The 18,750-nt window shown below is 45.6% G+C and carries 10 protein-coding genes and 1 other annotated feature (1 of these 11 cut by a window edge); of the genes, 2 read left to right on the top strand and 8 right to left on the bottom strand.

Going from position 1 to position 18,750, the window contains the following annotated elements; all coding sequences use genetic code 11:
* Nucleotides 1-3 precede the first annotated feature (3 nt).
* Both G5B12_RS05755 and G5B12_RS05750 read left to right on the top strand, forming a co-directional pair.
* Nucleotides 4-1,149 (top strand): serine hydrolase, encoded by a 1,146-nt coding sequence (locus tag G5B12_RS05755; protein WP_174087897.1) that lies wholly within the window; start codon nucleotides 4-6, stop codon nucleotides 1,147-1,149.
* Nucleotides 1,150-1,284: 135 nt separating this feature from the next.
* Nucleotides 1,285-2,802, top strand: coding sequence for a CAP domain-containing protein (locus tag G5B12_RS05750; RefSeq protein WP_174087896.1), 1,518 nt, complete (start codon nucleotides 1,285-1,287; stop codon nucleotides 2,800-2,802).
* An 89-nt stretch (nucleotides 2,803-2,891) separates the two neighbouring features.
* Here G5B12_RS05750 and G5B12_RS05745 read toward each other — a convergent pair whose 3' ends face one another.
* From G5B12_RS05745 to rplJ, 8 genes are all read right to left on the bottom strand, one after another.
* Nucleotides 2,892-4,118 carry a hypothetical protein gene (locus G5B12_RS05745; RefSeq protein ID WP_174087895.1) on the bottom strand — a complete coding sequence of 409 codons (1,227 nt, stop codon included), beginning with the start codon at nucleotides 4,116-4,118 and terminating at the stop codon, nucleotides 2,892-2,894.
* An 85-nt stretch (nucleotides 4,119-4,203) separates the two neighbouring features.
* Nucleotides 4,204-5,019, bottom strand: coding sequence for a PP2C family protein-serine/threonine phosphatase (locus G5B12_RS05740; protein ID WP_021976216.1), 816 nt, complete (start codon nucleotides 5,017-5,019; stop codon nucleotides 4,204-4,206).
* 31 nt (nucleotides 5,020-5,050) lie between these two features.
* Entirely contained in the window at nucleotides 5,051-7,000 is a 1,950-nt protein-coding gene (locus tag G5B12_RS05735; RefSeq protein ID WP_174087894.1) for a serine/threonine protein kinase, read from the bottom strand.
* Nucleotides 7,001-7,098: 98 nt separating this feature from the next.
* On the bottom strand, nucleotides 7,099-10,797 hold the full coding sequence (rpoC, locus tag G5B12_RS05730; RefSeq protein WP_174087893.1) for a DNA-directed RNA polymerase subunit beta': 3,699 nt from the start codon (nucleotides 10,795-10,797) through the stop codon (nucleotides 7,099-7,101).
* A gap of 17 nt (nucleotides 10,798-10,814) precedes the next feature.
* Nucleotides 10,815-14,672 (bottom strand): DNA-directed RNA polymerase subunit beta, encoded by a 3,858-nt coding sequence (gene rpoB, locus G5B12_RS05725; RefSeq protein WP_118061748.1) that lies wholly within the window; start codon nucleotides 14,670-14,672, stop codon nucleotides 10,815-10,817.
* A gap of 225 nt (nucleotides 14,673-14,897) precedes the next feature.
* Nucleotides 14,898-17,534, bottom strand: coding sequence for a right-handed parallel beta-helix repeat-containing protein (locus G5B12_RS05720; protein WP_174087892.1), 2,637 nt, complete (start codon nucleotides 17,532-17,534; stop codon nucleotides 14,898-14,900).
* 149 nt (nucleotides 17,535-17,683) lie between these two features.
* Nucleotides 17,684-18,058 (bottom strand): 50S ribosomal protein L7/L12, encoded by a 375-nt coding sequence (rplL, locus tag G5B12_RS05715; protein WP_174087891.1) that lies wholly within the window; start codon nucleotides 18,056-18,058, stop codon nucleotides 17,684-17,686.
* A gap of 75 nt (nucleotides 18,059-18,133) precedes the next feature.
* Nucleotides 18,134-18,643, bottom strand: a complete 510-nt coding sequence (gene rplJ, locus G5B12_RS05710) for a 50S ribosomal protein L10 (protein ID WP_021975916.1) — start codon at nucleotides 18,641-18,643, stop codon at nucleotides 18,134-18,136.
* Nucleotides 18,644-18,693: 50 nt separating this feature from the next.
* Nucleotides 18,694-18,750 (bottom strand) — a sequence feature (ribosomal protein L10 leader region) (it continues 80 nt past the right edge of the window).

Raw genomic sequence — 18,750 nt, 5'->3', positions numbered from 1 at the left:
CTTATGAAAAAAAATGTATTTTTATATGTTGTGATCGCAGTGCTTGCCGTTGCCCTGGTGGGTTTGGGTGCACTGAATGTCCGTTCACTGAACAAGCTTGAATCTCTTCAGTCCAAGGTTTCCGACCTTCAGAAAAATGTTCAGGAAGTTTCTGATTCTGCTGCTGAGCTGAGCAGCAAGGCAGATCAGCTGGATGCTCTTTATGCGGATGATCCTACCGTTGAAAGTGCAGCAGCTGCCGCTTCCCCGGATTCTCAGGATTCCAGCTCTCAGGAGCAGAATTCTGATTCTTCCACAGATTCTTCCACAGATTCTTCCGCAAGCCAGGAAAGCGCAGCAGCTTCACAGGAAGAGGGCACTCTGTCTCCTTCCAGTGGAAGCAGCACTTTTACCGATAATTCCGACTCCAGCATGGACAACGTACTGAGTCAGGTACAGTCACTTCTTCCGACTGATAACGGTACCTGGTCCGTATATGTATGTAATCTTGCAAAAAATACCGAAGGTGCCATCAATGATCAGAAGATGCAGGCTGCCAGTCTGATCAAGCTGTATATCATGGGTGCTGTATATGAAGATTATGACAGTCTTTCCACAACTTACGGAAAAGAAACCCTGGATAACAACCTGAATTCCATGATCACAGTCAGTGATAATGACGCGGCAAACAAGCTTGTCAACTGTCTCGGAGGCGGTGATGACGCAGCCGGAATGGCGCGTGTCAATAAATTCTGCCAGGATCATGGATACACCAACACTTCCATGGGACGTCTCCTTCTTGCAGATAATTCCAATGGAGATAATTACACCTCTGTAAAAGATTGCGGAAAATTCCTGAAGACCATCTATCAGATGGACAAGGGCAGCGCGGCAGAAGATACTCTTGCAGGTGCGGAATACATGTACCACCTCCTGAAAATGCAGACAAGAACCAACAAAATCCCCGCTCAGCTTCCAGAAGGTGTAAAAGTCGCCAACAAGACCGGAGAGCTTGACACTGTGGAGAATGATGCCGGTATCATCTACGATACTGCAAAGGGAATCGACCTTGTGATCTGCTTCATGTCACAGGATCTTAACGATACCGCCGCGGCACAGAATACCATTGCTCAGGACAGCCGTGCGATCTACGGATATTACAACGAATAATAAAAAGAAAATATCTTCATTTTTTACCGGGAAGGAAAACATCATGAACCAGACGAAAGAGAAAAAACAAGACACTTATTCTGGCCTGCACTGCTGCTCCTGCTTATTCTGCTGGTGCCAGGCCACGTGGTCTGTGTGCAGGCAGCATCTGACCAGACTACTGTTGAGCTGAAACTCAGCCAGGGTACACGCCGCTATGATTATGCTTATCAGGTCCTTGATCTGGTAAACCAGGAACGTGCCAAAAAGAACCTGTCCCCTGTTACTATGGATAAGAACCTTCTGGAATGCGCTATGACCAGAGCAGAAGAACTGACTGTTTACGCCAGTCACAACCGCCCCAATGGTTCCAGCTGTTTTTCCGCTTTTCCTTACTTTGCGGATCCAAGCGAAAACCTTGCCATCAACCAGTCTACTCCTGAGGAAGTTATGGAGACCTGGGTCAAATCTTCCGGACATTATGCCAACATCATAAATTCCAGCAATGTTTCTGCCGGAATCGGCTGCTACTCACAGAACGGGCATCTCTACTGGATCCAGTGTTTTACTTCTCACAAAGCAGAAACCTGTACACAGCCTGCCAACCAGAATGTCTCTCCTGTTATTTCCGCACTTCCAGATCTGGTGGATTTCCACTTCGATGCATCTTCTCCTGTACTTAAGTTTCATGACCGTACACTGGCTGAAGGAAAAGATTATGCCATTTCCTTCTCCAACAATCAGAACAGTGGTCTGGGAAGCTTTACGATCACAGGCCTTGGTTTTTATTCAGGAACTCTGACCAATAATTTCTTTATCCGACAGGTCAGTCTCTCTCAGGCAAATATTGCTTTTTCCCAGTCCTCCTATCTGTATACCGGAACAGCACTGACTCCGAAACCAGCGGTTACCTGGAATGGTATGACCCTGACAGAAAATGTAGATTATACGCTCTCCTGGCATGATAATGAACGTCAGGGCAATGCTTATGTTACCGTTTCCGGTATGGGAAATTTCACCGGTGTAAGAAATAAATATTTCTATATCGACCTTACACCGATAACAGAAGCTGAAATCGGTGATATTCCGGATTATGAGTATGCCCCGGGCAAAGAATTCAAACCGGAACCAACCGTCACACTGAACGGTGTTACTTTAAAGAAAGATGTTGATTATACTCTTTCTTATTCCAATAACACCATGGCAAGTTCCAGAACTAACAGGCCCCGTGTCAATATAACAGGTATTGGTATCTACAGAAGCGGATTTTCCAAATACTTCACGATCAATCCGCTGAAACTCTCCGGTGAAACCATTCAGCTTCCAAATACAAACTACGGAAACGAAAGTGTAACCACTTATCTGCGAAACAATCTGATCATCACTTATAATGGCACAAAGCTGACTTCTGATGATTTTACCATTACCTCTGTTCGCTGTTCCGCAAGCAATGAGATCCTTGATTTTTCACTTTCCTACAAACAGAATTATTCCGGAACGAGACAGATGACGTCTGTAAAACTCTGTAATTTTTCAAATATTCCGGAACAGATTTTCAAAGGAGCTGCGGTAACTCCGAAGCCAGTTGTAAAATACGGTTCTTCCACACTTCAGGAAGGTACAGATTATATCCTTTCCTGGGCGGATAATACAAAAACCGGTAGAGCAAAATAACAGCACATACATAACCAAATAACTGCTCCGCAGTTGGTTAAAAAAAGGATGATGCACCAGACACGCATCATCCTTTTTTATTCTTCTTTTCAGTTCTTCTCTTCCCCTTCTTCATAGGATTTCTCCCAGATCTCGGAAAAAACTGCCAACGGACAGTCTGTCAGCAGACACATGAGGATGAAACACTCATATGGATTTACTATGTAGATCTCACCCATGCCGCATCGTGCCAGGATTTCCTGGATCTCATCCAGAAAATGGCGGTATCTTGTATATGGATCATCATCTGCCATCTCCTGAGAGATCACAAAAAATTCCAGCGTGATCAGATCAAATCGTTCTACCGGAAACTTATGGTTCAGAATGTTATTGATCCTCTGGCGGCTGAACCGCTTCTGGCTGAAATGTTTTGCCAGAATAGAAGCGGACATTTTTTTCAGATTTCCCATCTTGTTGATAGGGATACCGCTGCAGATGACCTTCTCCAGATCTGAAGCGCTGATATTCTCAGGCTTCCAGATCTTTTTGCCACCGTTTTCCTCTTCATCCTGCTGGTACATGGCTGCAATGATCTTACGGGCACGTTCCAGAAGGATCATAAATTCCTGAAAAGCCTGACTCTTTTCCGATTTCGGATCGTCGCATCTGCCTTTCAGAAATGCCAGATATTCCAGAAGTTTCTCTTCACTGTCCAGACAGAGACCTGTTCCGTATACAACCTCACCGGTCTTTTTTTCCGTGGGTGTCAGTTCTTTATAGATTTTTTTATATTCTTCTGCCTTATAATAGCCAAGATGGTTATGATAGCAATACCAGTAAATTACTTCCTCCGGATTATGAAAATCAAAATCCTGTTCCCGAAGCACCCTGGTCAGAAAATCCGATACATCCTCCGTACTCATGCGGAGCCCGAACCCAAGAAGAAAAACAGTCTCACGTTTCACAGAAGCCTGGGTCAGCCAGTTGTTCACCAGAGAACTCAGCTTGGCAGAAGTCGGGGACATGGATTTCGGTGTGTAAGTCTCTTTAAAAGATTCCACCACAATATCCCTGTAAACCTCCTGGGGTACCTGGGAAAAAGGTTCTTCCAATTCTGCACGCTCATAAACATATCTTTTCAGATAATCGCCAAAAGAAACCAGTTCCATTTCTTTATAAAGATAATGAAAAATAACATCTGCATCCTCATCCTCAAAGGAATCCAGACTGACAACCTGGCGGAACTTCTGTGCCGCCTTTCTGGTAAATTCAAAATCCTTCACAGAATCGAAGGCAACTGTCTGTTCAAAATCAAGATCCTGCATTCGATTTCTCATCGCAAATTCTCCTTATCCCTTATATTCCTCACCGGCAGACTGAGCCGGTTGGAAGCAATGCCGCTCTTTATTACCGGCAGAGTTTCTACCGCCCGGTGCTGTGCCGTTCTGCCCATCGTTTGAGAGGATTTTTTTCTTCATAGCCGTTGATCTGGGCAAGGATCATCGTTACATTATCTCTTCCACCTCTGGACAGCGCCATTTCAAGAAGCTCTTCTACTTTTTCTTCCGCGGTACCGGTTTTGCTCAGGATTTCCTGTATTTCTTCATCTGACAGCATATCCGTTACGCCATCTGAACAAATCAGATAACTGCTTCCCGTCTGATAGCCGATCTCCACAATGGATGGTTCCAGAGCCATGTTTTCCTCCTGAAAACCCAGGTACTGTGTCAAAGGAGCTTTTCCAAGCATTTTTCCACTGATCACATGATCCGTAGATATCTGCTGCAGTTTTCCCTGAAAATGGCGGTAAATACGACTGTCCCCAAGATTACAGGCATAGATCGCTTTTTCACTGAAAGACAAAAGTGCCATCGTAGTTCCCATGCTGCTGATACGATTTTCCCTGCTGTATCTGCATACTGCTTCATTCATATTTGCACAGGCTCCTGTGAGAAAAACCACCGGCTCTTTTTTGAGGCTTTTTTTATTTTCTTCATAAAAACCACCCAGTGCTTCCACGGCTGCAGAGGCTGCCATCTCACCACAGCTTTCCCCTCCCATGCCATCAAAAACTGCCAGTACGGGAAGCTGCCAATGCTGCGTATGACCTGCCAGGATTCCGTCAACTCCCTGGTTGTGCACTGGCAGCCGCACTCCGCAGCACCAGAAATTATCCTCATTATTCGTCCTCACCTTTCCGGTGTGACATGTATATGCATAATCAATCTGATAGGCCATTCTTTTTCCTTTCGTAAAAACCCCTTCGACATTATTGCTGAAGCTCCATTACAGAATTACTCCAGTATTTGTCTCCCAGTTCTACATATTTGTCGTTATCACTCTCTTTATCATGAACCTTACCATCTGCATCGATCCATCGGATCAGAAGGCCGTCCTGATAATAAAAATACTGTTTTTCATCTCCGTCCCATACATAAGTATAAAACATCTGCTCGCCCCAGTAAAAATATTCCTCATAAACGCCATCTGCGGAACTGCCGGGATATACAAGTACTTTGGCGATCTCTCCTGATCCGTTATAAAAGCGCAGGCGATCCCCCTCTGTGCCTTCACGTCTATAACTGTCCAGAGCATTTTCTATGGTTGTCGCATGGTCACGTATCGTTTCCATTGCCTGTGCGAAGCTTTTATCTACATCGTCTGCAGTGCCGAAATTTCCTTTGTTCAGAGCATCAGAATCATCGGAATCTGTATACGAAGGTTCCCCGTTGTCCGAAGGTTTCCGTATCGTTCGTACCGCAATGATCCCGCCGATCAGCACAACAATGATCCCGACTGCTATGAGCATTCTGAAAATGCCTTTCCGCCTCTTTCCGTCATCGGTATTTCCACCATTCTCTGACACGGATCCTTCCCACTCCTGGAGATTCTGGTCACGGTCGTCTTCCAGATCTGTGATAGAAGTAACTCTGGGCTTTACAGCTCCGGTTTTTCTTATACCGGGTTCTGGCTGACGGGAAAATCCTGACTGATAACCGGACAGACTATCTCTTTCGGATACTGTTTTTCCGGATGCAGATTTTTGAGGATTCTGTATTGTACTCTGAGCCTTTGGCCTATTCCGGGCTGCATTTTTTGCTATTTCTCCGGCTGTCGGTTTCTCCGGCTGTACAGATACCGGCGCAGGATTTCTACGTGCCTGACGGATTGCCTCCGTATTCAGTTGACTTGTTCTTGCCAGCTGTCTGGCTGCACCCTCCTGGAGAAACTTCGGCATGGACTCCGGAACAGGTCTTTCCTCCACTGGTTTCGGTTTCTCATGAACTCCCTGTTCTCTGTTTGCCGTTCCATACCGGATTTCTTCCAGTGCTTCCCGAAACTTATCAGGAGTCTGATATCGTTCTTTTGCATCATAAGCACAGGCTTTTAAGATAACGGAGCCGAAAGCCTCTCCCGCATCCACAGGTGCAGGCGGTGTTTCGCCTGACATCCTCCTCGTGAGCGCGTTTTCCTTATCTCTGTATGTGATCAGCTGTTTTTCAAGATTCAGAAACGGAAGCCTGTTATGATTCATCAGTTTATATAACACCAGGCCAAGTGCATAAATGTCCACTCTGCTGTCGTACTGTTCTCCCCTGTACATCTCCGGCGCCATATAGGAATAAGTTCCCTTTTTGGAAAGGGTACTCATGGTTTTTTCCAGTTCTCTGGCGATTCCAAAGTCTCCCAGCTTGAAATCCCCGAATCTGGATACAAAAATATTCTCAGGTTTGATGTCCCTGTGGATAATGTGAAGCTGCCCGCAGTATTCCAGTGATTTACAAAGGTCTATGCCAAGCTTCATCACTTCTTTTTCTGTGAGATTTTTTCCCGCATAATATTCCATGAAGCTTGTGAGATATTCCATGCGGATAAAAATATCCCATCCGATCTCGTCCAGATATTCCATTACCTTGTAATCTTCTACAGATACAATATGGGAATTTCCCCGGAAATACTCCATGGTGCTTACTTCCTGAATGCACTCCTCCACCAGATTTTCGAAATAACCGCGGACGGATCTTTCATCGCCGGATTCTGAGCGCACACTGTCCAGTTCCCCTTTACTGGCGGGGATTGTGATTATCTTAATTGCCGAGTAAAAAGAACGTCCCTTCTCTGTTCTCTGAGCTTTATACACTCTTCCAAAAGAACCTTCCCCGATCTTACTTATGATCTTCCATTCCGGCCACGGGGAAATTGGCAGTTCCTTGTCCATCGCAATCCCTCCTCTCTCAGAAAATCCCTGCTTATAAACAGAAATCTCCCTCCGGATTTCCGGGGGGAGATTTATTTATATTAGCAAGGTATATTGACTTATTCTTCTACCGGTGCAGTTTCCTCTGCTGTCTCTTCAACAGCAGCGGTCTCTTCCTCCGGAGCAGTCTCAGTCTTCTCTTCCTCTACGGAAATTTCCTCTGTATCCTCAGGCTCCTCGGAAGCTGTTTTTACTTCCGGCATTCCTGTGTCAAGACTGATCTCACTGTAACGCTTCATACCTGTACCTGCAGGAATCAGCTTACCAATGATAACGTTCTCTTTCAGACCGATCAGCGGATCGACCTTACCTTTGATAGCAGCCTCTGTCAGGACTTTTGTTGTCTCCTGGAAGGATGCTGCTGACAGGAAGGAGTTTGTAGCAAGGGATGCCTTGGTAATACCAAGCATAACCTGTTTGCCCTCTGCCGGCTGTTTGCCCTCTGCCTCAAGTTTCTCGTTAACTTCCTCAACATCAAGGACATCAACAAGTGTTCCTGGCAGGAACTCTGTATCTCCGTTATCCTCGATACGGATCTTCTTCAGCATCTGATGAACGATAACCTCGATATGCTTATCGTTGATCTCAACACCCTGCAGACGATATACACGCTGAACCTCGCGGATCATGTAATCCTGAACTGCACGAACACCCTTAATTCTCAGGATATCATGCGGATTTACACTACCTTCTGTCAGCTCATCGCCGGCCTCAAGAACCTGTCCGTCAAGGACTTTGATACGGGAACCGTATGGGATCAGGTAAGTCTTGGAATCACCTGTCTCCGGATCATTTACGATGATCTCACGTTTCTTCTTAGTGTCGTTGATTGTGGCAACACCTGGGATCTCTGTGATGATCGCAAGACCCTTCGGCTTTCTTGCCTCAAAAAGCTCCTCGACACGAGGAAGACCCTGTGTGATATCTCCACCGGCAACACCACCGGTATGGAACGTACGCATGGTCAGCTGTGTACCTGGCTCACCGATAGACTGTGCTGCGATGATACCAACGGACTCACCAACCTGTACCGGCTCACCGGTAGCCATGTTCGCACCATAACATTTCGCGCAGACACCAACCTTGCACTTACAGGAAAGGATGGTACGGATCTTCAGTTTGTCGATCGGTCCGCCTGTTGTGTTGCTTACGCCCTCTTTCATAATACGGGCAGCACGCTTCGGTGTGATCATGTGGTTCGCCTTAACAAGGATTTCTCCGTCTTTATTCTTAACTGTCTCACAGGAGAATCTTCCTGTGATACGCTCCTGAAGGCTCTCAATCTCTTCTTTTCCGTCCATGAATCCACGAACTTCCATTCCGGAGATCTCTGCTCTGTTCTCACAGCAGTCAGCCTCACGAACGATAAGATCCTGGGATACATCAACAAGACGTCTTGTCAGGTATCCGGAATCGGCTGTACGAAGAGCGGTATCGGAAAGTCCCTTACGAGCACCATGCGCAGACATGAAGTACTCCAGTACGTCAAGACCTTCACGGAAGTTAGACTTGATCGGAAGCTCGATAGTATGACCGGTTGTATCAGCCATCAGTCCTCGCATTCCGGCAAGCTGTTTGATCTGCTTATCGGAACCACGGGCTCCGGAGTCAGCCATCATGAAGATATTGTTGTACTTATCAAGACCTGTCAGAAGGGCTTTTGTAAGCTCATCATCGGTCTTCTTCCAGGTATCAACAACCTCTTTATAACGCTCTTCCTCAGTGATAAGACCACGTTTGTAGTTCTTTGTAATACGGTCAACAGTATCCTGAGCCTGCTTGATCATCTCCGGCTTCTGCGGCGGCACGGTCATATCGGAAATAGATACGGTCATGGCTGCACGTGTGGAGTATTTGTAACCCATAGCTTTAACAGAGTCAAGTACCTCGGCTGTCTTTGTTGCTCCGTGTGTATTGATAACTTTTTCAAGGATCTGCTTCAGCTGTTTCTTACCTACAAGGAAGTCAACCTCAAGAAGCAGTTCGTTTCCAGGTACGCTTCTGTCTACGAATCCAAGATCCTGCGGAAGGATCTCGTTGAACAGGAAACGTCCCAGTGTAGAGTGAACATTGCCGCTTAAAACAGTTCCGTCCGGCATTGTCTTATGGCAGCGTACAATGATCTTGGTCTGAAGTGTGATGACCTTGTTCTCGTATGCGAGGATTGCCTCGTTGATACTCTTGAAAAACTTGCCCTCACCCTTGTTTCCAGGTCTCTCCTGAGTCAGATAGTAGATACCAAGGACCATATCCTGTGAAGGAACAGCTACAGGACCACCATCAGACGGTTTCAGAAGGTTGTTCGGTGATAACAGAAGGAAACGGCACTCTGCCTGTGCTTCCTGGGAAAGCGGAAGATGTACGGCCATCTGGTCACCATCGAAGTCTGCGTTGAACGCTGTACAAACAAGTGGATGAAGCTTGATTGCCTTACCTTCTACAAGGATCGGCTCGAACGCCTGGATACCCAGACGATGCAGTGTAGGTGCACGGTTAAGCATAACCGGATGCTCTTTAATGACGTCCTCAAGGACATCCCATACTGCAGGCTCAAGTTTCTCTACCATCTTCTTGGCATTTTTGATATTGTGAGATGTTCCGTTAGCAACAAGCTCTTTCATAACGAAAGGTTTGAACAGCTCGATGGCCATCTCTTTCGGAAGACCACACTGATAGATCTTCAGCTCCGGTCCTACAACGATTACAGAACGTCCGGAGTAGTCAACTCGTTTACCCAGAAGGTTCTGACGGAAACGTCCGGATTTACCTTTCAGCATGTCGGAAAGGGATTTCAGGGCTCTGTTTCCAGGTCCTGTTACAGGACGTCCACGGCGTCCGTTATCGATCAGGGCATCTACAGCCTCCTGCAGCATACGCTTCTCGTTGCGGACAATGATATCCGGAGCGCCAAGCTCCAGAAGTCTTTTCAGACGGTTATTTCTGTTGATGATTCTTCTGTAAAGATCATTCAGGTCAGATGTTGCAAAACGTCCTCCATCCAGCTGTACCATAGGACGAAGATCCGGTGGGATAACCGGGATCACAGTCATGATCATCCACTCAGGACGGTTGCCGGACTCACGGAAGGACTCTACAACCTCAAGACGTTTAATGATTCTTGCACGTTTCTGGCCTGTTGCATCAACAAGCTCTGCTTTCAGCTCTGCGGAATCTTTCTCAAGATCAATAGCTTTCAAGAGCTCCATGATGGACTCAGCACCCATACCTACGCGGAAGCCTTCGCCGTAAGACTCTCTTGCTTCCTGGTACTCACGCTCGGTGAGTACCTGTTTGTACATAAGGCCTGAATCAGCAGGATCCAGAACGATATAGTTTGCAAAGTAAAGCACTTTCTCCAGTGTTCTTGGAGAAATATCAAGGATCAGACCCATACGGGACGGAATTCCTTTGAAATACCAGATATGAGATACAGGAGCTGCAAGCTCAATGTGTCCCATACGTTCTCTACGAACGGCAGATTTGGTTACTTCAACACCACACCTGTCGCAGACAACGCCTTTATAGCGAATTTTTTTATACTTTCCACAGTGACACTCCCAGTCCTTGCTCGGTCCGAAAATTCTTTCGCAGAAAAGACCGTCCTTCTCAGGCTTCAAGGTTCTGTAGTTGATTGTTTCAGGTTTTAAAACCTCACCGTGTGACCACTCTCTGATCTTCTCAGGGGACGCCAGTCCGATCTTGATGGCATCGAAAGTCATTGGCTGATATGTTTCATTGGCGTTCGTTGTTTCTGCCATGTATTCTTTCCCCTTTCTTATTCCTCATCATCAAAGGACTCTTCAAACTCGATCATGTCCTCGTCTTCTTCAATGTCTTCATCTTCTTCTACATTGACAAGTTCTTCTCCGCTGAACTCCTGCTTGGTATAGCCGTGTTTACCGAAGGACTCCTCATCTCTGCGTCCTCTGGAATCTCCCTCGATGACGTGACGAAGATCAGTATCTCCGTAATCAGAAGTCTCCATGATGTGAACTTCCTCTCCGTCCTCGCTGAGTACACGTACATCCAGACCAAGAGACTGAAGCTCTTTAAGAAGTACCTTAAAGGACTCAGGAATACCTGGCTCAGGAATGTTATCGCCTTTGATGATCGCTTCATAGGTCTTAACACGTCCGATCACATCATCAGACTTCACTGTCAGGATCTCCTGCAGTGTGTAGGAAGCACCATATGCCTCCAGTGCCCAAACCTCCATCTCTCCGAAACGCTGTCCACCGAACTGAGCTTTACCACCCAGAGGCTGCTGTGTTACCAGGGAGTATGGACCTGTGGAACGTGCATGGATCTTATCATCTACCAGATGATGCAGTTTCAGGTAGTGCATGTGACCGATAGTTACAGGGCTGTCGAAGTACTCTCCTGTACGTCCGTCACGAAGTCTTACCTTACCATCTCTGGAAATAGGAACGCCCTTCCAGAGTGCTCTGTGAGCTTTGTTCTCATCAAGGTACTGCATAACATCCGGTGCAAGGATATCTTTATATTTCTCACGGAATTCCTCAAAGTCTTCCGTATTAACGTAATCGTTGGCAAGCTCCAGAGTATCCTGGATATCAACCTCGTTGGCGCCATCGAATACTGGTGTTGCAATGTTGAAGCCAAGTGCTTTGGCAGCAAGGCTTAAGTGGATCTCCAGTACCTGTCCGATGTTCATTCGGGAAGGTACACCCAGAGGGTTCAGCACGATATCGAGCGGACGTCCGTTCGGAAGGAATGGCATATCCTCAACTGGAAGTACACGGGAAACGACACCCTTGTTACCATGACGACCAGCCATCTTATCACCAACGGAGATCTTTCTCTTCTGTGCAATATAAATACGTACTGCCTGATTTACTCCAGGGCTCAGCTCGTCGCCGTTCTCTCTTGTAAATACCTTGGCATCTACGATAATACCATATTCACCGTGCGGTACTTTAAGGGAAGTATCACGTACCTCTCTTGCCTTCTCACCGAAGATGGCACGAAGGAGACGCTCCTCAGCAGTAAGCTCTGTCTCTCCCTTAGGAGTAACCTTACCAACAAGGATATCACCGGCACGTACCTCAGCACCGATACGGATGATACCACGCTCATCCAGATCTTTCAGAGCATCATCGCCGACACCCGGAACATCACGTGTGATCTCTTCCGGTCCCAGCTTGGTATCACGGGATTCTGCCTCATATTCCTCGATATGGACAGATGTATAAACATCATTCTGTACCAGTCTCTCGCTAAGCAGAACGGCATCCTCGTAGTTATAACCTTCCCAGGTCATAAATCCGATCAGCGGGTTCTTACCAAGTGCAAGCTCACCATTGGATGTAGACGGACCATCAGCGATAACCTGTCCTGCCTCAACGTGCTCACCCTGGAACACGATCGGTCTCTGGTTGTAGCAGTTGCTCTGGTTGCTTCGCATAAATTTGGTCAGATGATAATCATCTTTTGTTCCGTCATCGTTCTTGATGGTGATATCTGTAGATGTAGAACGAAGTACGGTACCTGCTTTTCTTGCAACAACACATACACCGGAGTCAACGGCTGTCTTGGTCTCCATACCTGTACCAACAACCGGAGCCTCTGTTGTAAGAAGCGGAACGGCCTGACGCTGCATGTTTGATCCCATCAGCGCACGGTTCGCATCATCGTTCTGCAGGAACGGAATCAGGGCTGTAGCAACGGAGAATACCATTCGCGGAGATACGTCCATGTAATCAAACATGTGCTGCTCGTACTCCTGTGTCTCCTCACGGTAACGACCGGAGACATTCTTATGAAGGAAATGTCCCTCTTCGTCCAGAGGCTCATTCGCCTGTGCTACATGGTAATTATCTTCCTCATCCGCTGTCATGTATACAACCTCATCGGTTACACGCGGGTTGGAAGGATCTGTTTTGTCGATCTTTCTGTACGGTGCCTCTACGAAACCGTACTGATTGATTCTTGCATAGGATGCAAGGGAGTTGATAAGACCGATGTTCGGTCCCTCAGGAGTCTCGATCGGGCACATTCTTCCGTAATGGGAGTAATGTACGTCTCGAACCTCGAATCCGGCTCTGTCTCGTGACAGACCGCCAGGTCCCAGTGCGGAAAGTCTTCTCTTATGAGTCAGCTCTCCAAGCGGGTTGTTCTGGTCCATGAACTGTGACAGCTGGGAAGATCCGAAGAATTCTTTCACTGCTGCAGTTACCGGTTTGATATTGATCAGGGACTGCGGAGAAATGCTCTCTGTGTCCTGTGTTGTCATTCTCTCACGTACCACACGCTCAAGTCTGGAAAGACCGATGCGGTACTGGTTCTGAAGCAGCTCACCGACAGCACGGATACGACGGTTACCCAGGTGGTCGATATCATCATCGTTACCAAGGCCATACTCCAGATGCATATTGTAGTTGATGGACGCAAGGATATCTTCCTTGGTGATGTGTTTCGGGATCAGGTCGTGGATATCACGTTTGATCGCCTCACATCTGTCCTCAAATGTGTCATTTTCTTCCAGAATTTTTTCGAGTACCGGGTAGTATACTAATTCTGTAACACCCAGGGACTTCGGATCCTCAAGCTCCGGCAGATAGTGACGGATGTCAACCATAAGGCTGGAAAGGACTTTGATCTCTCTCTCCTCACCCTGGATCCACACATACGGAACTGCGGAATTCTGTAAAGTATCAGCAAGCTCTTTTGTAACAAGTGTCTCAGCCTCTGCAAGGATCTCACCTGTTGTTGTATCTACAACATCCTGGGAGAGCTTGTGGCCTACGATACGTTTGTTGAAATGAAGCTTCTTATTAAATTTATAACGTCCGACTTTGGCAAGGTCATATCTTCTCGGATCGAAGAACATTGCCATGATCAGGCTCTCTGCGCTCTCTACTGCAAGCGGCTCGCCCGGACGGATCTTCTTATACAGCTCAAGGAGACCTTCCTGATAGTTTGTGGAAGTATCCTTGGTAAAGCTGGCAAGGATCTTTGGCTCTTCACCAAACAGATCAATGATCTCAGCATTGGTTCCAATGCCCAGTGCACGGATCAGAACAGTGATCGGAACCTTTCTTGTTCTGTCTACACGTACATAAAATACATCATTTGAATCTGTCTCGTACTCCAGCCATGCACCTCTGTTCGGAATTACAGTACTGGAAAACAGTCTCTTACCAAGTTTATCATGAGCGATTGCGTAGTAGATTCCAGGGGAACGTACTAACTGGCTGACAATAACACGCTCAGCACCATTGATAACAAAGGTACCTGTAGCAGTCATCAGCGGTAAATCTCCCATGAAAATCTCGTGTTCGTTGATCTCTTCTGTTTCCTTATTGATCAGCCTTACTCGAACCTTCAAAGGTGCGGCATAAGTCACGTCACGTTCTTTACACTGCTCGATGGAATATTTCGCATCTTTTTCATCATATGTGAAATCGATGAATTCCAGACTGAGCTTTCCGCCGTAATCTGCGATCGGAGAAATATCATCGAATACTTCTTTTAAACCTTCGTCAAGAAACCACTGGTAGGAATCTTTCTGAACTTCGATCAGGTTTGGCATTTCCAGGACTTCTTTTTGTCTCTGGTAGCTCATACGCATGCTTTTTCCAGTTTTTACAGAACGAATTCTGTTTTTTTCCATTGACGTTTCACCCCTGTTTTTTTATTATTTATTACAACATGATCCCGCCTGACCTTTAGGCAGGCATATCTAGCCATAATATAGCATCCTCCACTTTAACATAAGAAAAAAAGCGTGTCAAGCACTTTTTTTGATTTTTTTACATTTTTCAAAAAAAAGATTCTGTTCCTTCTATACATACGATGTATGGATATCCGGAACAGAATCTTTTTTTATCACACATACTTACTTCACAATAGTATTTACTGTTACTGTATTTCCGTATTTATCTTTTGAGACAAGCTTCAGAGCAGTATTCTTTTTTTGCTTCTTTATTTTAATAACGTACTGTTTCTTTTTGTTTACGGATGATACACCCAGCTTTGTCTGTTTTCCGGAACGCCGCGCATAGGCAATAACTGTCTGGCTACCTGATGCAGTTCCGCTTATAGCTGTACTTCTTGATGTAACAGCTCTGCATGAAGGACGGTTGATGCCGGTCCATCCTTTGCAGCTTTTTACATATACCGCCTGAACCTTTCCGTTTTCACAAAATGTATTCTTTTTCATGACCGGTATTACAGATGCATATGCATAAACACCATTCCCCCTATTTTTCTCCGCACGGTTTCCTGATACTTCGGATACTTTTGATTTCCAGAGCAAAATACCACTTTTTGCATTTGATGTCACACGATTGCTTTTTACCCTGACTCCGCCGGCCACATACTCAATTTTCACGCCATGATTTTTGTTGGATAAACAGATATTACCAAGAATATTATTGTTCTTTCCTGCATTTACACGTATTCCCGAGCCGGCCACTGATTTAACAGTATTCTTCTGTGCAGTGGATGAAGTATTTACAGATTGCAGATAAATTCCATCTCCGCCTGCTCCGGAAACAGTATTCTGCTCTACAAGATTTCTCTGTTCTGATCCTACTGCATAGACAGAACCAGAGAGATAAATTCCCGTATTTGCAGTTCCGGACACTGTATTCCTGCTGATAACGCTTCCTCTGGAATCCTGGGCATAAATCCCAAAATTGGAATATGAAGAAGTTTTTTTCATTGTTACCTGATTATCTGTTACGGTATCTGTGTCAGTAAGAGACATGCTGATTCCGTTTCCATATCCGCTGATCTGATTATCTTCTACAGTCACACCTTTCACCGGATATATCTTTTTAGGGAGCACAGCTCCATCTTTTTTCATATTATAGCCTGAAACTTTTATACCACTGCAGATCCATGCAATTCCACCAATGCTGGTAGTTCTGGCAAGACTGATGTAGTTTCCTGCCACACGAAGATTCCTATTTTTCAGCATGTCCGGCCCATCATCATAGCCTGGCGTCTGGTGTGTATTGCTGCTCACAGAAGAAATGTCCACTCCATTTCCCACATTTACCATGGTATTATTTTCTGCTGTAGAATCTTCATAATTCATAAACCTTATACAGCGTTTTTTTACATTATGGAAAGTATTATTCGTAACTGTGATCCTTTTATATGTTTTTCCGGACATCATACTGTGCGTTCCCAGCCCTGTAAAGACATCTTCGAACACATTTCCATCGATCACAAAATCTTCACAGGTCGTTCCATCATAAGGTCTGTACTGCGGAAAAACATTGCTCTCATCTGTACAGCAGTCGATCTGAATACATTCCTGTCCGCCTTCCACATAATTCTTATAATAGCCACTGAATGTACAGCCTGTGATCTTGGCATTTTTCACTCCGCCAAATTCCAGAAAATGAGATTTCAGATTATTAAGAAATGTAGCATTTTTAATCGTAACATTCGTAGCATGTCCAATGCAAAATCCCACAAATCCGCCTGGTGCATCCTTATTTTCCACACACTGATAATTGTAGTCCCAGGTTCCTCCATCGATCACAATGTTGCGATATCCATCATATCCGCCTTCTGAATCTTTGGTATTTCCAAGACGGAGGATCAGATGTTTGGTGGTAGACGTTTTTGTAATATTAGCGTCTCTTGCATATAAGTACATATTACTGTACATGCAAAGTGTACCTGTCAGTTCATAATTTCCCGGTGGAATTATGATCTTGCAGGGATTTTCATCTGTGGCCTGATCTTTCAGTTCAAGAAACAGTGTGTTCAAGGGTGCTGTGATATCCTGTCCTTCCTCAACTTCCAGAGTCACAGTCTGATAAGTTCCAAGTTCTCCATCTGAAGCATCTCCTGCGGAAAAATCCCCAGCAGCATTGGCATCATCTGTAAAATCAGCCTGTGCCTGACCTGCGCCTTCATCAGCTTTATTATTATCCGGCTCTGCGACGTTTTCTACATTACCGTTTTCCTGCTGAAGCTGAAGTTCTTCGGAACCGTTATCGCCGTTCTCCGTTCCTTCGGAAAAATCTGCCGGCAATTCTCCGCTGATACTGCCATCTGCTGTCTGAATATCCTCACTGCCAGCTTCCGTTGCTGCATTGTCAGAAATATTCTTATTTGTGTCAAAATCTCCATCTGTGCTTCCATCTGAAAATGTGTCTTCAGTTGAATTTTCCGATATTTCCTCATCCCCCGGTGCCTCTGATACATCCACTGCTTCTACAGCACCTGACTCTATTTTTGTCCAGGATGCCTGTGATGCAGGAACCACACTGCCATCGTTATCCAGCACAAGCGGATCCAGATCCTGTTCTGGCATATTTTCCTCTTCTTCAAGCTCCTCCTGCTGCTGCATTGCAGCTTCCTGAGCCCGAAGTTCATCCAGAGGATTTTTCACGTTTACAGTTATATTTTTTACATTTTTTCCGACAGACACTGTCTTGGCTGCCGTCGGAAAAGAAACTCCTGTGATTCCCAAAGCAGCAGCAAGGATACAGGCCATTATTTTTCGTTTCATATTCCATCCATCCTTTCCTGTCTCCTTTATTATCCTTTCTTTTTCTTCAAAAAGCAAGATTTACCCTGGATTTTTTCACTAAAAAAGGCTGCTGTGCCGCCGGTAAACCGGCAGCCACAACAGCCTTTAAAACTTCTGATCTGATCGGATTATTTAAGTGTAACCTTAGCTCCCTCAGCCTCAAGTTTAGTTTTGATGTCCTCAGCCTCAGCTTTGGATGCGCCCTCTTTAACAACCTTCGGAGCACCATCAACGATAGCTTTAGCCTCTTTAAGTCCAAGACCTGTAACCTCACGAACAACTTTGATAACTTTAACTTTGTTCGGGCCTACCTCTGTAAGCTCTACGTCAAACTCATCTTTCTCCTCAGCTGCCTCGCCTGCTGCACCTGCTGCTGCTACAACAACACCTGCTGCTGCGGAAACACCGAACTCTTCCTCACAAGCTTTTACAAGGTCATTTAACTCTAATACAGATAATTCTTTGATTGCTGCAATAAATTCTTCTGTTGTTAATTTTGCCATTTTAATTTCCCTCCATTTAAAAATTTTAATTAAATATCATGCGGCCATTATGCCGCCAATTGCACGTTGCTGTAATTACTCAGCAGCTGCTGCGTCAGCTCCGCCATTCTGCTCTGCGATCTGATTAAGCACACGAGCGAAGTTGGTGATCGGAGACTGGATGCTTCCAAGCAGTTTTCCAAGAAGTTCCTCTCTTGAAGGAATTGTGGACAGTGCCTGAATTCCGGCCTGATCATTGTAGTTACCCTCAACTACACCTGCGATCAGCTCCAGTGCCGGGAACTGTTTTGCATATTTAGCAAGAATTCTTGCCGGAGCAGTTGCGTCTGTCTCGGAGATAGCGATCGCATTTGTGCCATGTAAATGCTCACTGAGGCTCTCAAATGCTGTACCCTCGAATGCACGACGCATCATGGTATTTTTGTATACCTTGTACTGAACACCAGCTTCTCTTAACTCTTTACGAAGAATTGTATCCTGCTCAACAGTAAGACCGCTGTAGTTTACAAGTACAACAGACTGTGCGTCTTTAATGCTGTTAGAGATCTCTTCTACGATTGGTTGTTTCAGTTCTACTTTTGCCATGAAATGGTACACCTCCTTATAGATTTTGTATACCGCCGTCGCAATAAGTCAATCCGTTAAAAAAAGACCTTACTGCTTCGCAATAAGGCCTTGTGTAATCTTAACTC

Source organism: Blautia sp. MSK.20.85 (assembly GCF_013317245.1).
Lineage (GTDB): Bacteria > Bacillota > Clostridia > Lachnospirales > Lachnospiraceae > Blautia_A.
The sequence above is the reverse complement of the archived record's forward strand: the minus strand, read 5'-3'. Positions and strand labels throughout refer to the sequence as shown.